We start from the raw sequence: 19,378 nt of genomic DNA, 5'->3' as shown, positions 1-19,378 counted from the left end.
TATAAAAATGATTCAAGAACAAACTATTTTAAACGTAGCTGATAATTCTGGTGCTCGTTCGGCTATGTGCATTAAAGTACTCGGTGGTTCCCGTCGTCGATATGCTCGTGTTGGTGATATAATTAAAATTACAATTAAAGAAGCAATACCTCGTGGAAAAGTAAAAAAAGGAGAGGTATTAAAAGCTGTGGTTGTTAGAACAAAAAAAGGAGTAAGACGACCTGATGGTTCGATTATTCGTTTTGATAATAATGCTTGTGTTGTTTTAAATAACAATGAACAACCTGTTGGTACTCGTATTTTTGGACCAGTGACTCGTGAACTTAGAACTGAAAAATTTATGAAAATTATTTCCTTGGCTCCTGAGGTCTTATAACATAAAATTTTTTTAAGGAATAAAAAATGGCATTAAAATTACGTCGTAATGATGAAATTATTATTTTGACAGGAAAAGATAAAGGAAAAAAAGGTATTATTAAAAATATTTTATCTTCAAATAAAGCTATTATTAATGGTTTAAATTTAATTAAAAAACATCAAAAACCACTTCCTTCTCAAAATAAAAATGGTGGTATTCTTGAAAAAGAAGCACCTATTCACATATCAAATATTGCTATTTTCAATCCCGAATTAAGCAAATCTGATCGAATTGGTTTTAGATTTGAAGAAGGAAAAAAAGTTCGTTTTTTTAAATCTAATAGAAAAACGATTAAATAGTTTTGGAGTAATTTAATGGCTACATTTTATGATTATTATAAATCAAAAATAATTAAAAAACTTATGATGGAATTAAATTATAGTTCTGTTATGCAAGTTCCTAAAATTGATAAAATTACTTTAAACATGGGAGTAGGTGCTGCTTCTTCTGATAAAAAAGCACTAGATAATGCTGTTTTAGATTTGACCGCAATTTCTGGACAGAAACCTCTTATCACCAAAGCTCGAAAATCCGTAGCTGGTTTTAAAATTCGTCAAGGTTATCCTATTGGTTGCAAAGTAACTTTACGTAAAAAAAGAAAATGGGATTTTTTTGAGCGTTTAATTGTTATTGCTATTCCGCGTATTCGAGATTTTAGAGGTTTGTCGATAAATGCTTTTGATGGAAACGGAAATTATAGTTTAGGAATACGAGAACAAATTATTTTTCCTGAAATTGATTACGATAAAATTGATCGTGTTCGTGGTTTAGATATTACTATTACTACTACTGCAAAGTCTAATCATGAAGCTCGTTTGTTATTATCTTCTTTTAACTTCCCTTTTCGTAAGTAAATTAATAGGGTTATTCAATGGCTAAAGAATCAATGAAAGCACGTGAAATTAAACGTGTAAAATTAGCTAATAAATTTTACGCACAACGTGTTGCATTAAAAAATATTATTACTAATGTTAAATTGTCAGAAGAAGAGCGTTGGGATGCAGTTCTTAAATTACAAGTGTTTCCACGAGATTCAAGTCCATCTCGTCAGAGAAATAGATGCCGTCAAACTGGTCGTCCACATGCTTTTCTCCGAAAATTTGGACTTAGTCGTATTAAAGTTAGAGAAGCAGCTATGAAGGGTGAAATTCCTGGTTTAAAAAAAGCTAGTTGGTAATTTTTTTATAAATTTTGGAGTAGTTTAAAAATGAGTATGCAAGATCCAGTCGCAGATATGCTCACTCGAATTCGAAATGGTCAATCAGCGAATAAGTATTCTGTTAAAATTCCTTGTTCTAAATTAAAAAGTTCTATCATTAAATTATTAAAACAAGAAGGTTACATTAAAAATTTTAATATTCAAGGTAATAATAAATTAGAGATAGAAGTTATTTTAAAGTATTTTAAAGGAAAGTCTGTAATAGAGACAATTCAACGTGTTAGTAGACCTAGTTTAAGAATATATAAAAAAAAGAATAATTTACCTAAAGTAATGGCAGGTTTAGGAATAGCAATAATTTCTACTTCTAAGGGAATTATGACAGACCGTTCAGCACGTCGACTTGGTCTTGGTGGTGAAATTATATGTTATGTAGCTTAATGGAGGAAAAATGTCTCGTGTTGCTAAACGTCCAATCTTAATTCCTGAAGATATAAAAATTGAATTAAATTTACAATCAATATCTATTAAAGGAAAATATGGTCATCTCTTACGTACTATTCATGATTCAGTTAAGATGGAATATTTAAATGATAAAATAACTTTTTCAGTACGTTCAGGTTTTTCTGATGCTTGGGCTCAAGCAGGAACTTCAAGGGCTCTTGTAAATTCAATGATTATAGGAGTTTCAAGGAAATTTAGTAAAAAATTGCAATTTTCTGGAGTAGGATATCGTGTTTCAATAACAAAAGGCAATATTATTAATATGTCATTAGGTTATTCTCATCCTATTGTTTATTCTTTGCCTCCTTATATTGAAGCAGAAAACCCATCTCCAACAGAGATTATTATCAAAGGAGTAGATAAGCAATTAGTTGGTCAAATAGCTGCTAATTTAAGATCTTATCGTAGACCTGAACCTTATAAAGGAAAAGGAATTAGATATTCAAATGAAATTGTTCGTATAAAAGAGGCGAAGAAAAAATAAAATGATATTTCATAGAAATAAAAAAATAATTTCTCGTATACGTCGATCTGTTAAAGCACGTTGTAAAATGAAATCATTAGGTGCGATGCGTTTAGTTGTACATCGAACTTCTCGTCATATGTATGCTCAAATAATTTCTTCCAAATCAGAAGTTTTAGCTTTTGCTTCGACTTTAGAGAAAAACATTAAATTAGATTTACAACATACTGGAAACAAAAAAGCTGCAGAAATTATTGGTAAAATCATTGCTGAAAGAGCTTTATCAAAAGGGATATCCAATGTTTCTTTTGATCGATCTGGATTTAAATATCACGGACGCGTAAAAAAATTAGCAGATTCTGCACGTAATTTTGGATTAAAGTTTTAGGGTGAAAATATAGAATGGCTAACATCGAAAAAAAAAATAATAGTGAATTACAAGAAAAGTTAATTACTGTAAATCGTGTTTCAAAAACAGTGAAAGGTGGTCGTATATTTTCATTTACTGCTTTAACAGTTGTTGGGAACGGAGAAGGGCGCGTTGGTTTTGGTTATGGAAAAGCTCGTGAGGTTCCAGCTGCAATTCAAAAAGCTATGGAAAAAGCTAGACGAAATATGATCACTATACCATTAGTAAATAAAACTTTACAACATTCATTAAAAGGCTCACATACTGGATCTAATGTTTTTATGAAGCCAGCTTCAGATGGAACGGGGATAATTGCAGGTGGAGCTATGCGTGCAGTATTAGAAGTGGCCGGTGTGCATAATGTATTAGCTAAAACTTATGGTTCAACGAATCCTATTAATGTAGTTCGTGCTACTATGAATGGTTTAACTAACATGAAATCTCCAGAAATGATAGCTGCTAAAAGAAATAAATCTATTGAAGATATAATAGGATAAATTTTTTAATGAAAACAATCAAAATAACTCAAACTAAAAGTTCAATAGGACGAATACCTAAGCATAAAAAAACATTATTAGGACTCGGTTTGCGTCATATTGGGCATAGTGTAATACGTCAAGATACTCCTGCTATTAGAGGTATGATAAAAAAAATATCTTATATTTTAAAAATAAAAGAGGAATAATAAGATGCGTTTGAATACTCTTTCTCCAGCTTTAGGAGCTCGAAAAAACCACAAAAGATTAGGTCGTGGTATTGGTTCTGGTTTTGGAAAAACTTCAGGTCGAGGTCATAAAGGTCAAAAATCTAGATCTGGAGGTCATGTAAATCGTGGTTTTGAAGGAGGTCAAATGCCTCTTTATAGAAGACTTCCTAAATTTGGATTTAATTCCCGTAAAAAGAATATCACAACAGAAGTTCGTTTATCAGATATATCAAATTTATCTACTAGTATCATTGATTTAAGAGTTTTAAAAAAAGAAAAAATTATTAATAAAAACATTAAATATGTAAAAATCATTCTTTCAGGAAAATTAGAAGTTCCTTTAACATTACACGGCTTACGTGTAACTCGAGGTGCTCGTCTTGCAATTGAAAACTATGGCGGTAAAATTGAAGGATAAGCGGTAAATAATGATCAAGAAATTAGGATTAAATTTTAAAAACACTCAGAAAGGCACAAATGAACTTAAGCAAAGAATTATTTCTGTAATTATTGCATTAATTATTTTTCGTATTGGTTCTTTTATTCCTATTCCTGGAATTGACACTACAATTTTATCTAGAATATTAAATGATCAGAAAGGCACTATTATTGAAATGTTTAATATGTTTTCTGGTGGTGCTTTAAGTCGTGCCTCTATCTTTGCATTAGGTATTATGCCGTATATATCATCTTCTATTATTATTCAGTTGTTAACATTAGTCATTCCTTCTTTATCTGAAATTAAAAAAGAAGGAGAAGTTGGACGTAACAAAATCAACCAATACACACGGTATACTACTTTAGTGTTAGCACTATTTCAATCAATTGGTATTATTACAAGTCTACCTAAAATATCAGGTATGCATCAAATTATAATTCATCCTGATTTTTATTTTTATTTTACTGCTATTATTATTTTAGTTACTGGTACAATGTTTTTAATGTGGTTAGGAGAATTAATTACAGAATGTGGTATTGGTAATGGAATTTCTATTATCATTTTTATAGGTATAATAGCAGGTTTACCATCAGCCATTGTTCATACAATTGAACAAACTAGACAAGGCAATTTACATATATTATTATTTTTGTGTATTTTAATATTAATTTTTTGTGTTGTTTTTTTTGTCGTGTTTATTGAACGTAGTCAAAGAAAAATTATTATTCATTATGCTCAACGTCAAAAAGGTCGTCGTATTTATTCCACTCAAAGTACTCATTTACCTTTAAAAATAAATATGGCAGGTGTTATACCAGCTATTTTTGCTTCTAGTGTTGTCTTATTTCCTGTAACAATTATATCTTGGTTTGGAATAGATCGAAAATGGCCTTTACTAAAAACTATTTTTTTTTATTTTCAACCTAATCAACCTTTATATTTAGTATTATATATTTTTTCTATAATGTTTTTTTGTTTTTTTTATACTGGATTAGCTTTCAATCCTCGTGAAACTGCAGATAATTTAAAAAAGTCAGGTGGTTTTATTTCAGGAATTCGACCAGGTGAACAAACGGCTAAATATATTGATAAGATTATGATTCGATTAACACTTTTTGGTTCTTTATATATGACATTTATTTGTTTAATGCCTGAATTTATGAGAAGTGCTATGAATGTTCCATTTTATTTTGGTGGAACATCGTTATTGATTGTTGTTGTTGTGATTATGGATTTCATTTCTCAAATTCAAACTTTAATTATGTCTAGTCAGTATGAATCTGTATTAAAAAAAGCCAATTTAAATTAAACCATTTCTCGTTAAAGAAAAGGAAAATAGAGTGAAAGTTAAAGCTTCTGTAAAAATTCTTTGTCGAAATTGTAAAATAGTACGAAGAAACAATGTTGTTCGAGTTATTTGTAGTAATGATCCTAAGCATAAGCAGCGTCAGGGTTAAAGTTGTCTTTGTTAATAAAATATTCTAATAAGATACTTTATTAAAATTTATTAATATATTTTAAGAAAATTATTATATCAATAATTTTCATCAATTTAAAAGGTTTTATAAAATGGCTCGTATTGCAGGTATTAATATTCCTGAACATAAACATACTTTAATTGCATTAACCTCAATATATGGAATTGGAAAAAAACGTTCTAAAATAATTTGTTTTAATTCAAATATTTCTGAGAACTCTAAAATTTCTGATTTGAAAGAAGAAGAAATAGAATTATTAAGAGAAAACGTTGCTAAATATGTTGTTGAGGGTGATTTAAGAAGAGAAAAAACTTTAAATATTAAACGTTTAATTGATTTAAATTGTTATCGTGGCTTACGTCATCGAAGAGGTTTGCCAGTCCGTGGGCAAAGAACAAAAACTAATGCTCGAACTTGTAAAGGTCCTCGAAAAGCAATAAAAAAATAATTTAGGTGATATTAATTATGGTAAAAAATTCAGCTGTTCGAACACGAAAACGTGTAAAAAAACAAATTACAGATGGTATAGCTCATATTCATGCTTCATTTAACAATACTATTGTTACGATTACTGATAGGCAAGGTAATGCTTTAGGTTGGGCAACTTCCGGAGGATCAGGTTTTAGAGGTTCTCGGAAATCAACTCCTTTTGCAGCACAGATTGCTGCTGAACGATGTGCTGAAATAGTTAAAGATTATGGTATAAAAAATTTAGAAGTTATGGTTAAAGGACCTGGACCAGGTAGAGAATCTACTATTCGAGCTTTGAATGCCGCTGGTTTTCGTATTACAAATATTACTGACGTAACACCTATTCCTCATAACGGTTGTCGTCCTCCTAAAAAACGTCGTGTTTAAATTTTAGGAAATATTGGAGAATAAAATGGCAAGATATTTAGGTCCTAAATTAAAGTTAAGTCGACGTGAAGGTACTGATTTATTTTTAAAATCAGGATTTCGTTCAATAGATTCTAAATGTAAGTTAGAACATCCACCTGGACAGCATGGAATTAGAAAACCAAGATTATCAGATTATGCTATTCAATTACGCGAAAAGCAAAAGGTTCGTCGTTTTTATGGTGTTTTAGAACGTCAATTTAGAATATATTATAAAAAAGCGTCTCGTTTAAAAGGTAATACTGGAGAAAATTTATTACAATTGTTAGAAAGAAGACTTGATAACGTAGTTTATAGAATGGGATTTGGCTGTACTCGTTCTGAATCCAGACAATTAATAAATCATAAATCAATTAAAGTGAACAATAATATTGTTAATATTGCTTCGTATCAAATATCTCCTAATGATCGTATCTCTGTACGCGATAAATCTAAAAATCAATCTAGAATAAAAGCTGCTTTAGAACTTACTGAACAAAGAGAAAAATCAATATGGATTGAAGTTGATGCAACTAAAATGGAAGGAATTTTTAAACGATTTCCTGAACGTTCTGATTTATCTGCAGAAATTAATGAGCATTTAATTGTTGAACTTTATTCTAAATAAGAAGTTCACTCTTAATAGAGAGGATATTATGCAGAATTCTATTATCGGTTTTTTAAAACCACGTTTAGTAGAAATTGAACAAATTACTGCAACTCATACTAAAGTTACTTTAGAACCATTGGAAAGAGGTTTTGGTCATACACTTGGTAATGCACTTCGTAGAATTCTTCTTTCTTCTATGCCAGGATGTGCTGTAACTGAAGTTGAAATCGATGGAGTACTACATGAATATAGTACTAAAGAAGGTGTACAAGAAGATATTCTAGAAATTTTATTGAATTTAAAAGGATTGGCAGTAAAAGTACATGGAAAAGACGAAGTTTTTATTTCTTTAAAGAAATCAGGCATTGGTTCTGTAACGGCGGCTGACATAATTCATGATGGTGACGTAGAAATTATTAAACCAGATCATTTAATTTGTCATTTAACTGATGAAAATGCTTCTATTCAAATGAGAATTAAGGTACAACGTGGAAGAGGCTATATTCCCGCTTCTTCTAGAATTCATATGGAAGATGACTTAAGACCAATAGGTTGTTTGTTAGTAGATGCATGCTATAGTCCAATAAATCGTATTTCTTATAATGTAGAAGCTGCACGTGTAGAACAAAGAACAGATTTGGATAAATTAATTATCGAAATGAAGACAAACGGAACAATAGATCCTGAAGAAGCAATTCGACGTGCTGCTACTATTTTATCAGAACAATTAGAAGCATTTGTTGATTTAAGAGATGTGAGAGAGCCTGAAATAAAAGAAGAAAAACCTGAATTTGAACCTATTTTATTACGCCCTGTAGACGATTTGGAATTAACTGTTCGTTCTGCAAACTGTCTTAAAGCTGAATCAATACATTATATTGGCGACTTAGTTCAAAGAACAGAAGTCGAACTTTTAAAAACTCCTAACTTAGGTAAGAAATCGTTAACTGAAATTAAGGATATATTAGCAGCTCGAAATTTATCTCTTGGAATGAAATTAGAAAAATGGCCTCCATTAAGTATTTTAGAAGAATAATATTAAATATCAATTTAAAATTATTTCTCTTCTTTTTTTTAAAAAGGATAAATTCATGCGCCATCGAAAAATTGGTCGTAAATTAAACTGTAAGAGTAATCATCGTAATGCCATATTCAAAAACATGGCCTGTTCGTTGATTCTTAATGAGATTATTAAAACTACATTAGCAAAAGCAAAAGAATTACGAAGAATTGTGGAACCTATGATTACTCTATCTAAAATAGATAGCGTAGCACATAGAAGGTTGTTATTTTCTCGTATTCGTAATAATGAAGTAGTCGCTAAATTATTTAAAAAAATAGGTCCTGTTTTTTATAATAGATCAGGTGGTTATACTCGTATTTTAAAGTGTGGATTCCGATCTGGAGACAAGGCACCTATGGCTTATATTGAGTTAGTTGATCGTGTTAAAAAAAATGAAGAAAAAAAGAAATTGTTGAGTAATAAAACTCCTATAAAAAATAATTAAAATTTTTAAGAAAAGTATATTGACAGTTTTGATAATCAAAAGCAAACGGAAGTTCACCGTTTGCTCATCTTTTTAATAAACATTAAAGTAGTATATATTTTTATATATAATTTAGATAATTTTTCCTACATTAAACCAATCTTTCTTAGAAAAAACTATTTTTTCTATATTTGTAATTTTTTTTCCAGGAAATTGTATTTTTTGAAGGTTTAATATTTGATGAGCTGTATTTATTTGAATTCCATATTTGTCAAAAGAAAGAATTTCTCCTATATTAGCACTTTTTTTAATATTTTGTATAACGTTTGCTTTCCATACTCTTATTCGTGTTTGATTTATTATAAAGTAGCAGATAGGCCAAGGATTGAAAGCACGTATTAATCTTTCTAAAAGATACGCTTCAGTATTCCAATTTAGTAAAGCATCTTTTTTACATATTTTTTTTGAAAAAGTTGCATTTTTTTCATTTTGTTTTTTTTCAAAAACAATGTTTTTATTTATAAAATATAAAGTTTCTAATAATGCTTGAATTCCAATTTCAATTAATTTAAATGTTAATGTTTCAGTTGTATCTTCAGATGAAATATTACATTTAACTGAATTTATTATAGTTCCAGTATCTATTTTTTCATTCATTTTAATAATACTTATACCTGTTTCTTTATCTCCAAATAAAATTGCTGATTGAATGGGAGTTGCGCCTCTCCATCTAGGCAATAAAGAAGTATGAACATTAATGCAACCTTTTGGAAACATATTTAGTATTTTTTTTGGTATTAGTTTTCCATAGGAAACTACTATCATAATATCTGCATTAAGATTGAATATTTCATTTTGTATTTTCTCATTATTTAATTCTAATGGTTGAAAAAAAGGAATATTTTTTTTTATAGATAATATTTTTACAGGAGAAAAAGTTATTTTTTGACCTCTTCCCGAAGGACGATCAGGTTGAGTAATTACAGCTATTACTTCGTGTTTAGATTCTATTAATTCATTTAAATATTTCATAGAAAAATATGACGTTCCGGCAAAAATAATTTTTAGTTTTTTCAAATTTATTTTCTCTTTTCTACTTTTTTTAAAAATTATTGTTTTATTCTTTTTTTAATTTTATTGATTCTTTTTAAAATTCTTTCTTTTTTAAGTTCAGAAAGATAATCTATAAATAGTTTTCCATTTAAATGATCTATTTCATGTTGTATACAAATTGACAGAATTGAATCTGCTTCTATTTCTTTTTTATCTCCATTTAAATTTAAAGCTTGAATTTTGATATAATTAAAACGTGGTACAAAAGCACGATATTCTGGAATTGATAAACATCCTTCTTCAATACTGATACTGCCTTTTCTTTCAATGATTTTTGGATTGATAAGAATTAAATGATCTTCTTTTTGATTGATTTTATTAATTACAATTATTTGTAATTGAATATTTACTTGTATTGCCGCTAAACCAATTCCTTCCTCTTGATACATGGTATCTATCATGTTATTTGCAATGTTATGTATTTCTTTAGTTATTTTTTTAATAGGTTTAGCGATGAGTCTTAATCTTTGGTCAGGATATTGTAGTATTTTTAAAACAGACATGTTTTTAGATATAAAATAATTTAATTTTATATTAGTATAAACTTTTTTATTATAATTAAAAGTTAACTTTTAATTCTTTTTAAAATTTTTAGAAAAAAATCCAATGATTTTTTAATAAAAATTTATACCTAATTAAACATTACATGTTATGTATATAACAATATTGATGAAAAAGTAATATAATATATAAAATATTCTATAAAAATTTAAACTTTTTAATATGCAATTGAGGATGTAATGTTTGAAATATTAATATATTTATTTGAAACTTATGTTCATAGTGAATCAGAAATTTCTATTGATTATGAAAGTTTAACTAATGATTTGTCGGATATAGGTTTTCAATCAAAAGATATTTATAAAGCTTTACATTGGTTGAAAAATTTATCTTGCTGTAAAAAAAATATAATTTCATCAATTAACTTATCTTTAAATCATACTACAACTCGAATTTATACTAAAGAAGAAGAATTTAAATTAAATTCTGATTGTCGTGGTTTTATACTTTTTTTAGAACAGTTAGAAATATTAACATTAGATACACGCGAGATAATTATTGAAAAAATTATGGCTTTAGATATTAGTTGCTTAAATCTTGAGGATTTAAAATGGATTGTTTTAATTATATTGTTTAACATTCCAGGATGTGAAATTGTTTATAGAAAACTTGAAAATTTATTATTTAATTTTAAGACAGAAATTGTTCATTAAATTTTTATCACGAGAAATGTTTTAATGAGTAAAGACTATACTTTAAGTTCGTTAATTAAATGTGTGCGTATGCTATATGATAAAAAAATCATTGCATATCCTACAGAAGCAATGTTTGGATTAGGATGTGATCCTAGTAGTGAAAAAGCTGTTAAAAGGCTATTAGATTTAAAAAAGAGAAGTATAAAAAAAGGATTAATATTAGTTGCTTCAAATTATAATCAAATCAAAATGTATATTAATGAAAATAAATTATCGGTACAACAAAAAAAAATGATGTTTTTTTATTGGCCTGGACCTTATACATTTTTAGTTCCTGCGAATTCTTTAGTTCCTTATTGGTTGACTGGTGAATTTGATACAATAGCTGTTCGCATAAGTGCTCATTTAAGCATAATTAAGTTATGCAATGTTTTTGGAAAAGCATTAATATCTACAAGTGCTAATTTTTCAAACATGTCTCCATGTCTTACTCAAGAGGATGTTTTTAAAAATTTTGGAAAAGATTTTCCATTATTATGTGGTCATATCGGAAATGAACGTCATCCTTCTAAAATAATCAATGTTATTAATGGAAAATTAATTCGTTATGTGCAAACTTGAAAAATTTAATTATGCTTTATTTGGAAATCCTATTGATCATAGTGAATCTCCTAAAATACACAATTTTTTTTCTGTACAGACAGGTATTTTACATACTTATAAAGCCATTAATATTCCACTAGATCAATTTTCTTCAGTAGTTTCTGACTTTTTTAAAAAAAATGTTAAAGGTGCTAATGTTACAGCACCTTTTAAAAAAGAAGCGTATTTTTTTTCTAATAAGTTAACTGAAAGAGCAAAGATTGCTCAATCTGTAAATACCTTAAAGAAGATCAATAATAAATGTATTTTAGGAGATAATACTGATGGTGTAGGATTGTTGTCTGATTTAGTTAGATTAAAGTTTATAAAAAAAAATTTTTCTATATTAATACTTGGTGCAGGAGGTGCTGTTAAAGGAGTTCTTTTACCACTTTTATCATTAGGATGTTCAATTTATATTTTGAATCGAACTGTTTTAAATGCTAATAATTTAGTTAAACAATTTTATAAGTATGGAAAAATTTATGTTTTTGAAGAAAAAGTTTTTAAAAAACAAAATTTTGATTTAGTCATTAATGCTATGTCAAGAAATACTAAGAAAAAAAATTTCGCACCATTATCTTTGATTTCTTCTAAAACTTTTTTTTATGACATGAATTATAGTACAGAAAATACACCTTTTATTGATTGGTGTTCTAAAATAGGAGCAGATTCCATTTCTAATGGAATAGGAATGTTAGTTTTTCAAGCAGCTTATTCTTTTTTAGAATGGCATGATGTATTTCCAGAAACAAATTATGTTATTGATGCTTTAAGCATAAACTAATTTTTTGTGTTTATTTTTTTTTTAATTTTTAAAATTATATTTTTTTTATATATTCTATTATATATTAAAGAAAATACTTGACTCTTTTTTTTCGATCTGTATTATTTAATGTAATACTTTTTAAAATAATAAATTAAAAATTTGTTTGATATTTAAAAAAAGTCCCCTTCGTCTAGAGGTTAGGACATCGCCCTTTCACGGCGGCAACAGGGGTTCAAATCCCCTAGGGGACGAAAAATAAAAATATTTTAAAAAATATTGTATACTATTTTAAATTCTTGTGTTATGATTAAAAAAATATTGAAAGATATTTTAATTTTTTTAAAAAGCTCTTTAAAAATTCGGAAAACAAGCATATAAATTATATTTTATTGCAAAAAAAACACCTGTGGGTTGTAAGGTTAAGCAAATAAGCGTACATGGTGAATGCCTTGGCAGTCAGAGGCGACGAAGGACGTGCTAATCTGCGAAAAGCGACGGCAAGCTGATATGAAGCGCTACAACCGTCGATCTCCGAATGGGGAAACCCGATGCATTTTATGCATCATTATTAGTTGAATTAAATAGGCTAATAAAGCAAACCAAGGGAACTGAAACATCTAAGTACCTTGAGGAAAAGAAATCAACCGAGATTCCCCTAGTAGTGGCGAGCGAAAAGGGAAAAGCCCAGAACTATAATCAATTCTATATTATAGCAGAATGATTTGGAAAATTCAGCGATACAAGGTGATAGCCCCGTATGCGAAATAATTTTTATTGTGAGTTCAAAAAGTAGAGCGGGACACGAGAAATCCTGTTTGAATATGGGGGGACCATCCTCCAAGGCTAAATACTCCTGACTGACCGATAGTGAACTAGTACCGTAAGGGAAAGGCGAAAAGAACCCCGGCGAGGGGAGTGAAATAGAACCTGAAACCGTGTACGTACAAGCAGTGGAAGCATTGAGAATTTTTAAAAATGTGACTGCGTACCTTTTGTATAATGGGTCAGCGACTTGTACTCTGTAGCAAGGTTAACCGAATAGGGGAGCCGAAGGGAAACCGAGTCCTAAATAGGCGTTAAGTTTCAGGGTACAGACCCGAAACCCGGTGATCTAGCCATGGGCAGGTTGAAGGTTGGGTAAAACCAACTGGAGGACCGAACCGACTGATGTTGAAAAATCAGCGGATGACCTGTGGCTAGGGGTGAAAGGCCAATCAAACCGGGAGATAGCTGGTTCTCCCCGAAAGCTATTTAGGTAGCGCCTCGTGAATTCATCTGCGGGGGTAGAGCACTGTTTCGGTTAGGGGGCCATCCCGGCTTACCAATCCGATGCAAACTCCGAATACCGTAGAATGTTATCACGGGAGACACACAGCGGGTGCTAACGTTCGTTGTGGAAAGGGAAACAACCCAGACCGCCAGCTAAGGTCCCAAAGTCATAGTTAAGTGGGAAACGATGTGGGAAGGCATAAACAGCCAGGATGTTGGCTTAGAAGCAGCCATCATTTAAAGAAAGCGTAATAGCTCACTGGTCAAGTCGGCCTGCGCGGAAGATGTAACGGGGCTCAAACTATGCACCGAAGCTGCGGCAGTAAAAAATTATTTTTTTACTGGGTAGGGGAGCGTTCTGTAAGCCAATGAAGATATATTGTAAAATATGTTGGAGGTATCAGAAGTGCGAATGCTGACATGAGTAACGATAAAGCAGGTGAAAAACCTGCTCGCCGAAAAACTAAGGTTTCCTGTCCAACGTTAATCGGGGCAGGGTAAGCCGACCCCTAAGGCGAGGCTGTAAAGCGTAGTCGATGGAAAACAGGTTAATATTCCTGTGCTTGATTTTACTGCGAAGGGGGGACGAAGAAGGTTAGGTTATCCAGGTGACGGTAATCCTGGTTTAAATGTGTAGGTATGATAATTAGGCAAATCCGATTATCTTTAATCTGAGGCATGATGACGAGTCATTAAGGTGATGAAGTAACTAATACCACGCTTCCAAGAAAATCCTCTAAGCATCAGGTAAAATTAAATCGTACCCTAAACCGACACAGGTAGTTAGGTAGAGAATACTAAGGCGCTTGAGAGAACCCAGGTGAAGGAACTAGGCAAAATAGTGCCGTAACTTCGGGAGAAGGCACGCTAGTTTTAAGTGAAAGGATTTTACTCCTATAGCTGAAGCTAGTCGAAGATACCAGCTGGCTGCAACTGTTTATTAAAAACACAGCACTGTGCAAACACGAAAGTGGAAGTATACGGTGTGACGCCTGCCCGGTGCCGGAAGGTTAATCGAAGGGGTTAAAGGAAACTTGAAGCTCCAGACTGAAGCCCCGGTAAACGGCGGCCGTAACTATAACGGTCCTAAGGTAGCGAAATTCCTTGTCGGGTAAGTTCCGACCTGCACGAATGGCGTAATGATGGCCAGGCTGTCTCCACCTGGGACTCAGTGAAATTGAAATTGCTGTGAAGATGCAGTATATCCGCGGCAAGACGGAAAGACCCCGTGAACCTTTACTATAGCTTGACACTGAATTCTGAATTTTAATGTGTAGGATAGGTGGGAGGCTAAGAAGTTAAAACGCCAGTTTTAATGGAGCCAAACTTGAAATACCACCCTTTACAATTCGGTATTCTAACCTAGCGCCGTAATCCGGTGCAGAGACAGTGTCTGGTGGGTAGTTTGACTGGGGCGGTCTCCTCCCAAAGAGTAACGGAGGAGTACGAAGATTGGCTAATCACGGTCGGACATCGTGAGGTTAGTGCAAAGGCATAAGCCAGTTTGACTGTGAGCGTGATGACGCGAGCAGGTGCGAAAGCAGGTCTTAGTGATCCGGTGGTTCTGTATGGAAGGGCCATCGCTCAACGGATAAAAGGTACTCCGGGGATAACAGGCTGATACCGCCCAAGAGTTCATATCGACGGCGGTGTTTGGCACCTCGATGTCGGCTCATCACATCCTGGGGCTGAAGCAGGTCCCAAGGGTATGGCTGTTCGCCATTTAAAGTGGTACGCGAGCTGGGTTTAGAACGTCGTGAGACAGTTCGGTCCCTATCTGCCGTGGGCGTTGGAAGATTGAGGGGGGCTGCTTCTAGTACGAGAGGACCGAAGTGGACGCATCACTGGTGTTCGGGTTGTCATGCCAATGGCATCGCCCGGTAGCTACATGCGGAAAAGATAAGTGCTGAACGCATATAAGCACGAAACTTGCCCCAAGATTAATCTTCCCTGAAACAGAAATGTTTACTGTAGGGACGTTGAAGACTACAACGTTAATAGGCTAGATGTGTAAGCATAGTAATATGTTGAGCTAACTAGTACTAATGACCCGAGAGGCTTAACCTTACAACACCAGAGGTGTTTTTTTATAAAAAATGTAAAAAAAGCTTGTTTTACTGAATTTATTGTTGTATTAATATATATATATTATAATAGCATTAAAAATGCCTGGTAAAAATAGTATAGTGGTACCACCTGAATCCATTCCGAACTCAGAAGTGAAACGCTACAACGCCAATGGTAGTACGGGGTCTCCCCGTGTGAGAGTAGGTATTAGCCAGGCAAATACAAAAAAACCCGAAAATTTTCGGGTTTTTTTGTATTTGAAACAAAATCGTGTTAAATATTTATTTAAATAAATAATGTTAATATGTAAAAAAAGCAATATAATTTTTTTTAAATGAATGTAAATATTTTTTTAAAATAAATTACTTTCTAGCTAACAATAGATTTACATGTTAATCTATTAAAAAATTTCTATTATTTTTGATTTTTATTTTTTTTATAAAAAAATCATTTATAATTGTTCCAATGCGTTTTTTCAATTTAGTATATTTTTTTCATGTGAAGGTAATATAGATGTCCAAGATTAAAGGTAATGTTAAGTGGTTTAATGAATCTAAAGGGTTTGGCTTTATTACTCCGGAAGATGGAAGTAAAGATGTATTTGTTCACTTCTCAGCTATACAAAGTAATGGATTTAAAACTCTAGCAGAAGGTCAAAGTGTTGAATTTGAAATTACTGAGGGAGCAAAAGGGCCATCTGCTGCTAATGTTATTAGTTTATAGATTTTATTTTATTTTTTAACTAAAAAATAAAAATCTTTTCTAGTACGGCTCTTTATCGAGCTGTACTATGTAAGATTTTATATATTTTTATAAAACCATTCTAACCATATTTATTTTACTAATATCATGATACAACGTTTCAATTTGCTCAAAATTTTTTGCACATATTGTAATGGAAACAGAAAGATAATTACCTCTATTACTTGATTTTACTTGAGGTGTATAATCTCCAGGAATCTGAATTTGAATGACTTTTATTATTTGATCAACAAGTTCGGGTTGTGCTAAACCAATGATCTTATAAGTAAAAAAACAAGGGAATTTTAACATTTCTCGTAATTTTGTCTTCATTAATTAATCCTGGTTTTATTTTTAATGAATTTTTTAAATTTTAAAAAAATTAATTAATCTGTTATATTTTCATATAAACATATCATTTAAAAATTTTTTATAAAAAAATAGATATTAATATATATAATTAGTTTAGCATATTGATTATATAGAAAATAACATATTTTATATTATTTTTTTTAAACATTTCATGAGAAATTTATGTTAAAAATTTTTAACACAGCAACATCTAAAAAAGAAATTTTTAAACCTATCAAAAATAAAAAGATTAATTTATATGTTTGTGGAGTTACTGTATATGATTTTTGTCATATCGGTCACGCACGTACTTTTGTTGTTTTTGACATGATAGTACGTTATTTGCGCTTAGTAGGATTTCAAGTAAAATACGTTCGTAATATTACAGATATTGATGATAAAATTATTTTAAAATCATTAAAAGAAAAAATAGATATTAATACTTTTACAAATACTATGATAAAGGAAATGAATAAAGATTTTTCTTTATTAGGTATTTCCCCTCCTGATGTAGAACCTCGTGTTACCACTCATATTAGTGACATAATTACAGTTATTAAAAAACTAATTAAAAGTAAAAACGCATATATTAGTGATCAGGGTGACGTAGTTTTCTCAATAAATAGTGATAAGTTGTATGGGACTTTGTCTGGTCAATTCTTAGATAGATTAATATCTGGAACACGTATTGCAATAAATAAAACAAAAAAAAATTCGTTAGATTTTATACTTTGGAAAAAATATAAAAAAGAAGAAAAATTTTTCTGGGATTCGCCTTGGGGTAAGGGACGTCCTGGTTGGCATATTGAATGTACAGCTATTACTAATGTTTTTTTTAAAGATTACATAGATATTCATGGAGGGGGGGCAGATCTTCTTTTTCCTCATCATGAAAACGAAATATCTCAGTCAAGATGTTTAAACAAAAAATTCCGAGTAAAACTCTGGATGCATTCAGGATTGGTAATAATTAAAAATCAAAAAATGTCTAAATCTTTAGGTAATTCATTTTTTTTAAAAGATATTTTAATAAAATATGAGGCTGAAGTTTTGCGTTTTTTCTTTTTATCTACTCATTATCGGCATCCTATTTATTATACTGAAGAAAATTTAAAAAAATCTCAAATATCATTAAAATATTTATATATGACATTGTATGGTACAAAGCCTGTATTTGATCCTGTAGAAGGTTTAAATTTTGAAATGGATTTTTATAAAGCTTTGAATGATGATTTTAATACACCTCAAGCGTTTTCTGTTTTATTTAAATTAGCTCGAAAAATTAATTATTTAAAAAAAATAGATTTGTCTAAATCAAATTTTTTTGCTTTTAGATTACAAAAATTAGCTGGTTGTTTAGGTTTTTTGTTGAATACATCACGATTTTTCTTACAAAAAACACCATTTCTTGATAAGAAAACTATAGAAAAAATCGAATTTTTAATTGAAAAAAGAAATTTTGCCAGAAAATCAAAGTTATGGAAAGAAGCTGATAAATTACGTGATGAATTGACAAAATTAAATGTCTTTTTAGAAGATTTTCCTGAAAAAACCTTATGGTATTTCAAAAAATAATATATTTTTTGAAATTAAAAATCATGATATTTTTCACAAGCTTCTAAAGTATTTTCAAGTAATGAGATAACTGTCATAGGACCAACTCCTCCTGGAACTGGAGTAATATAAGAAGCTTTTAGACATGCTGATTTAAAATCTACATCACCTACTATAGATCCATTTTTTAATCTATTAATACCTACGTCTATCACTATAGCACCTTCTTTTATCAAATCTCCATGTAAAAAATTTGGTTTTCCAATTGCTACGACCAATAGATCAGCATTTTTGATATGATTTTCTAAATTTCTAGTAAATCTGTGTGTAACTGTAGTTGTACACCCAGCTAATAATAGTTCCATACTCATAGGTCTTCCTACTATATTAGAAGCTCCAATCACGACTGCATTTAATCCATGAGTTTTAATTTTTTTATAGTTTAACATTGTAATTATCCCCTTAGGTGTACAAGCTCTTAAAGTAGGATTTCTTTGACATAAAGAACCTGTATTGTAGGGATGAAAACCATCTACATCTTTATCAGCTCTTATACTGCTGAATATTTTATAATAATTTATTTTTTCAGGTATAGGTAGTTGTACTAAAATACCATCTATATTGACATCGTTATTTAATTTTTCAATAAGATTTAATATTTCTTTTTCACTAACATTTATAGGAAAACTCCAATATTTAGAAATAAACCCAATATTTTTACATGCGGATATTTTTCTTTTTACATAAATCTCGGAAGCAGGATTCTTTCCTATTAAAATTACTGCTAATCCTGGTATTCTTTTTTTATTTTTTTTTCTTTTTTCTATTTTTTTTAAAATATCTATCTCTATTTTTTTTGCAATTTTATTGCCATTTATGATTATTGCTGACATTGTCTCATAGCTCAGTTAATTTTTTTTAAAATAAAAGATTATTTAAATTTTAAATATAATTTATTTGTATTAATATATAACATATTAATATTAATTTAGTTGCATATATGTTGTTTTAGTGTTAAATTTTACTTTCATCAATTTTATGTGCGTTCTTAGCTCAGCTGGATAGAGCAACGGCCTTCTAAGCCGTAGGTCACAGGTTCGAATCCTGTAGAACGCAAAAATAAATAT

26 protein-coding genes, 2 tRNA genes and 2 rRNA genes are annotated in these 19,378 nt (G+C 30.3%); 26 read left to right on the top strand and 4 right to left on the bottom strand.

Going from position 1 to position 19,378, the window contains the following annotated elements; all coding sequences use genetic code 11:
* The first annotated feature begins 7 nt into the window (after nucleotides 1-7).
* From rplN to rplQ, 17 genes are all read left to right on the top strand, one after another.
* On the top strand, nucleotides 8-376 hold the full coding sequence (gene rplN / locus D9V76_RS02640; protein WP_158337531.1) for a 50S ribosomal protein L14: 369 nt from the start codon (nucleotides 8-10) through the stop codon (nucleotides 374-376).
* A gap of 26 nt (nucleotides 377-402) precedes the next feature.
* Complete coding sequence (gene rplX / locus D9V76_RS02635; protein ID WP_158337529.1) at nucleotides 403-717, top strand: 50S ribosomal protein L24; 315 nt, start codon at nucleotides 403-405, stop codon at nucleotides 715-717.
* Between the two features lie 15 nt (nucleotides 718-732).
* Nucleotides 733-1,272 carry a 50S ribosomal protein L5 gene (rplE, locus tag D9V76_RS02630; protein ID WP_158337527.1) on the top strand — a complete coding sequence of 180 codons (540 nt, stop codon included), beginning with the start codon at nucleotides 733-735 and terminating at the stop codon, nucleotides 1,270-1,272.
* Nucleotides 1,273-1,289: 17 nt separating this feature from the next.
* A complete protein-coding gene (gene rpsN, locus D9V76_RS02625) occupies nucleotides 1,290-1,595 on the top strand; it encodes a 30S ribosomal protein S14 (protein ID WP_158337525.1) in 306 nt (101 codons plus the stop codon).
* Nucleotides 1,596-1,625: 30 nt separating this feature from the next.
* Nucleotides 1,626-2,018 (top strand): 30S ribosomal protein S8, encoded by a 393-nt coding sequence (gene rpsH, locus D9V76_RS02620; protein ID WP_158337523.1) that lies wholly within the window; start codon nucleotides 1,626-1,628, stop codon nucleotides 2,016-2,018.
* Nucleotides 2,019-2,028: 10 nt separating this feature from the next.
* Nucleotides 2,029-2,565, top strand: coding sequence for a 50S ribosomal protein L6 (gene rplF, locus D9V76_RS02615; protein ID WP_158337521.1), 537 nt, complete (start codon nucleotides 2,029-2,031; stop codon nucleotides 2,563-2,565).
* A gap of 1 nt (nucleotide 2,566) precedes the next feature.
* Nucleotides 2,567-2,932, top strand: coding sequence for a 50S ribosomal protein L18 (rplR, locus tag D9V76_RS02610; protein ID WP_158337519.1), 366 nt, complete (start codon nucleotides 2,567-2,569; stop codon nucleotides 2,930-2,932).
* Between the two features lie 14 nt (nucleotides 2,933-2,946).
* Nucleotides 2,947-3,450: a 30S ribosomal protein S5 gene (gene rpsE, locus D9V76_RS02605; RefSeq protein ID WP_158337517.1), complete on the top strand. Its 504-nt coding sequence runs from the start codon at nucleotides 2,947-2,949 to the stop codon at nucleotides 3,448-3,450.
* A gap of 8 nt (nucleotides 3,451-3,458) precedes the next feature.
* Complete coding sequence (gene rpmD / locus D9V76_RS02600; RefSeq protein WP_158337515.1) at nucleotides 3,459-3,638, top strand: 50S ribosomal protein L30; 180 nt, start codon at nucleotides 3,459-3,461, stop codon at nucleotides 3,636-3,638.
* 4 nt (nucleotides 3,639-3,642) lie between these two features.
* Nucleotides 3,643-4,077 (top strand): 50S ribosomal protein L15, encoded by a 435-nt coding sequence (gene rplO, locus D9V76_RS02595; protein ID WP_158337513.1) that lies wholly within the window; start codon nucleotides 3,643-3,645, stop codon nucleotides 4,075-4,077.
* A gap of 10 nt (nucleotides 4,078-4,087) precedes the next feature.
* Nucleotides 4,088-5,407, top strand: coding sequence for a preprotein translocase subunit SecY (gene secY / locus D9V76_RS02590; RefSeq protein ID WP_158337511.1), 1,320 nt, complete (start codon nucleotides 4,088-4,090; stop codon nucleotides 5,405-5,407).
* Between the two features lie 31 nt (nucleotides 5,408-5,438).
* Nucleotides 5,439-5,555 (top strand): 50S ribosomal protein L36, encoded by a 117-nt coding sequence (rpmJ, locus tag D9V76_RS02585; protein WP_158337509.1) that lies wholly within the window; start codon nucleotides 5,439-5,441, stop codon nucleotides 5,553-5,555.
* A gap of 112 nt (nucleotides 5,556-5,667) precedes the next feature.
* Nucleotides 5,668-6,024, top strand: a complete 357-nt coding sequence (gene rpsM / locus D9V76_RS02580) for a 30S ribosomal protein S13 (protein WP_158337507.1) — start codon at nucleotides 5,668-5,670, stop codon at nucleotides 6,022-6,024.
* 17 nt (nucleotides 6,025-6,041) lie between these two features.
* On the top strand, nucleotides 6,042-6,434 hold the full coding sequence (rpsK, locus tag D9V76_RS02575; protein WP_158337505.1) for a 30S ribosomal protein S11: 393 nt from the start codon (nucleotides 6,042-6,044) through the stop codon (nucleotides 6,432-6,434).
* Nucleotides 6,435-6,459: 25 nt separating this feature from the next.
* Complete coding sequence (gene rpsD, locus D9V76_RS02570; protein WP_158337503.1) at nucleotides 6,460-7,080, top strand: 30S ribosomal protein S4; 621 nt, start codon at nucleotides 6,460-6,462, stop codon at nucleotides 7,078-7,080.
* Between the two features lie 28 nt (nucleotides 7,081-7,108).
* Nucleotides 7,109-8,098 (top strand): DNA-directed RNA polymerase subunit alpha, encoded by a 990-nt coding sequence (locus D9V76_RS02565; protein WP_158337501.1) that lies wholly within the window; start codon nucleotides 7,109-7,111, stop codon nucleotides 8,096-8,098.
* 55 nt (nucleotides 8,099-8,153) lie between these two features.
* Entirely contained in the window at nucleotides 8,154-8,570 is a 417-nt protein-coding gene (rplQ, locus tag D9V76_RS02560) for a 50S ribosomal protein L17 (protein ID WP_158337499.1), read from the top strand.
* A 111-nt stretch (nucleotides 8,571-8,681) separates the two neighbouring features.
* Here rplQ and fmt read toward each other — a convergent pair whose 3' ends face one another.
* Both fmt and def read right to left on the bottom strand, forming a co-directional pair.
* Nucleotides 8,682-9,626 carry a methionyl-tRNA formyltransferase gene (gene fmt / locus D9V76_RS02555; protein ID WP_158337497.1) on the bottom strand — a complete coding sequence of 315 codons (945 nt, stop codon included), beginning with the start codon at nucleotides 9,624-9,626 and terminating at the stop codon, nucleotides 8,682-8,684.
* Nucleotides 9,627-9,658: 32 nt separating this feature from the next.
* Nucleotides 9,659-10,165 carry a peptide deformylase gene (def, locus tag D9V76_RS02550; RefSeq protein ID WP_158337495.1) on the bottom strand — a complete coding sequence of 169 codons (507 nt, stop codon included), beginning with the start codon at nucleotides 10,163-10,165 and terminating at the stop codon, nucleotides 9,659-9,661.
* A 237-nt stretch (nucleotides 10,166-10,402) separates the two neighbouring features.
* Here def and D9V76_RS02545 point away from each other — a divergent pair, with 237 nt between their 5' ends.
* The 7 genes from D9V76_RS02545 to cspE all read left to right on the top strand — a co-directional run bounded on the left by D9V76_RS02545 (nucleotide 10,403) and on the right by cspE (nucleotide 16,328).
* Nucleotides 10,403-10,876 (top strand): DUF494 family protein, encoded by a 474-nt coding sequence (locus D9V76_RS02545; RefSeq protein ID WP_158337493.1) that lies wholly within the window; start codon nucleotides 10,403-10,405, stop codon nucleotides 10,874-10,876.
* Nucleotides 10,877-10,945: 69 nt separating this feature from the next.
* On the top strand, nucleotides 10,946-11,479 hold the full coding sequence (locus D9V76_RS02540) for a Sua5/YciO/YrdC/YwlC family protein (RefSeq protein ID WP_172599443.1): 534 nt from the start codon (nucleotides 10,946-10,948) through the stop codon (nucleotides 11,477-11,479).
* The gene (aroE, locus tag D9V76_RS02535; protein ID WP_158337489.1) at nucleotides 11,466-12,287 is read left to right on the top strand and encodes a shikimate dehydrogenase; all 822 of its coding nucleotides are present in this window, start codon (nucleotides 11,466-11,468) and stop codon (nucleotides 12,285-12,287) included. The genes D9V76_RS02540 and aroE overlap by 14 nt, the downstream gene beginning before the upstream one ends.
* 161 nt (nucleotides 12,288-12,448) lie before the next feature.
* Nucleotides 12,449-12,520 (top strand) — tRNA-Glu (locus tag D9V76_RS02530).
* Nucleotides 12,521-12,686: 166 nt separating this feature from the next.
* A 23S ribosomal RNA gene (locus D9V76_RS02525) occupies nucleotides 12,687-15,605 on the top strand.
* A gap of 101 nt (nucleotides 15,606-15,706) precedes the next feature.
* Nucleotides 15,707-15,822, top strand: a 5S ribosomal RNA gene (rrf, locus tag D9V76_RS02520).
* A gap of 296 nt (nucleotides 15,823-16,118) precedes the next feature.
* Nucleotides 16,119-16,328 (top strand): transcription antiterminator/RNA stability regulator CspE, encoded by a 210-nt coding sequence (gene cspE, locus D9V76_RS02515; RefSeq protein ID WP_009874442.1) that lies wholly within the window; start codon nucleotides 16,119-16,121, stop codon nucleotides 16,326-16,328.
* Between the two features lie 87 nt (nucleotides 16,329-16,415).
* Here the strand turns inward: cspE and ybeD are convergent, their stop codons facing one another.
* A complete protein-coding gene (gene ybeD, locus D9V76_RS02510; RefSeq protein WP_011053982.1) occupies nucleotides 16,416-16,679 on the bottom strand; it encodes a DUF493 family protein YbeD in 264 nt (87 codons plus the stop codon).
* A gap of 201 nt (nucleotides 16,680-16,880) precedes the next feature.
* Here ybeD and cysS point away from each other — a divergent pair, with 201 nt between their 5' ends.
* Entirely contained in the window at nucleotides 16,881-18,272 is a 1,392-nt protein-coding gene (cysS, locus tag D9V76_RS02505) for a cysteine--tRNA ligase (protein ID WP_158337487.1), read from the top strand.
* Nucleotides 18,273-18,286: 14 nt separating this feature from the next.
* Here the strand turns inward: cysS and folD are convergent, their stop codons facing one another.
* A complete protein-coding gene (gene folD, locus D9V76_RS02500; protein ID WP_158337485.1) occupies nucleotides 18,287-19,144 on the bottom strand; it encodes a bifunctional methylenetetrahydrofolate dehydrogenase/methenyltetrahydrofolate cyclohydrolase FolD in 858 nt (285 codons plus the stop codon).
* Nucleotides 19,145-19,293: 149 nt separating this feature from the next.
* On the opposite strand from folD, the gene D9V76_RS02495 reads away from it, so the two are divergent.
* Nucleotides 19,294-19,367: transfer RNA gene (locus tag D9V76_RS02495), tRNA-Arg, on the top strand.
* The last annotated feature ends 11 nt before the right edge of the window (nucleotides 19,368-19,378 follow it).

It is taken from the genome of Buchnera aphidicola (Rhopalosiphum padi), from assembly GCF_005080845.1.
In the GTDB taxonomy this organism is placed as follows: domain Bacteria; phylum Pseudomonadota; class Gammaproteobacteria; order Enterobacterales; family Enterobacteriaceae; genus Buchnera; species Buchnera aphidicola_AO.
Note: the sequence above shows the minus strand (reverse complement) of the source record. Positions and strands in the feature narration are given on the sequence as shown.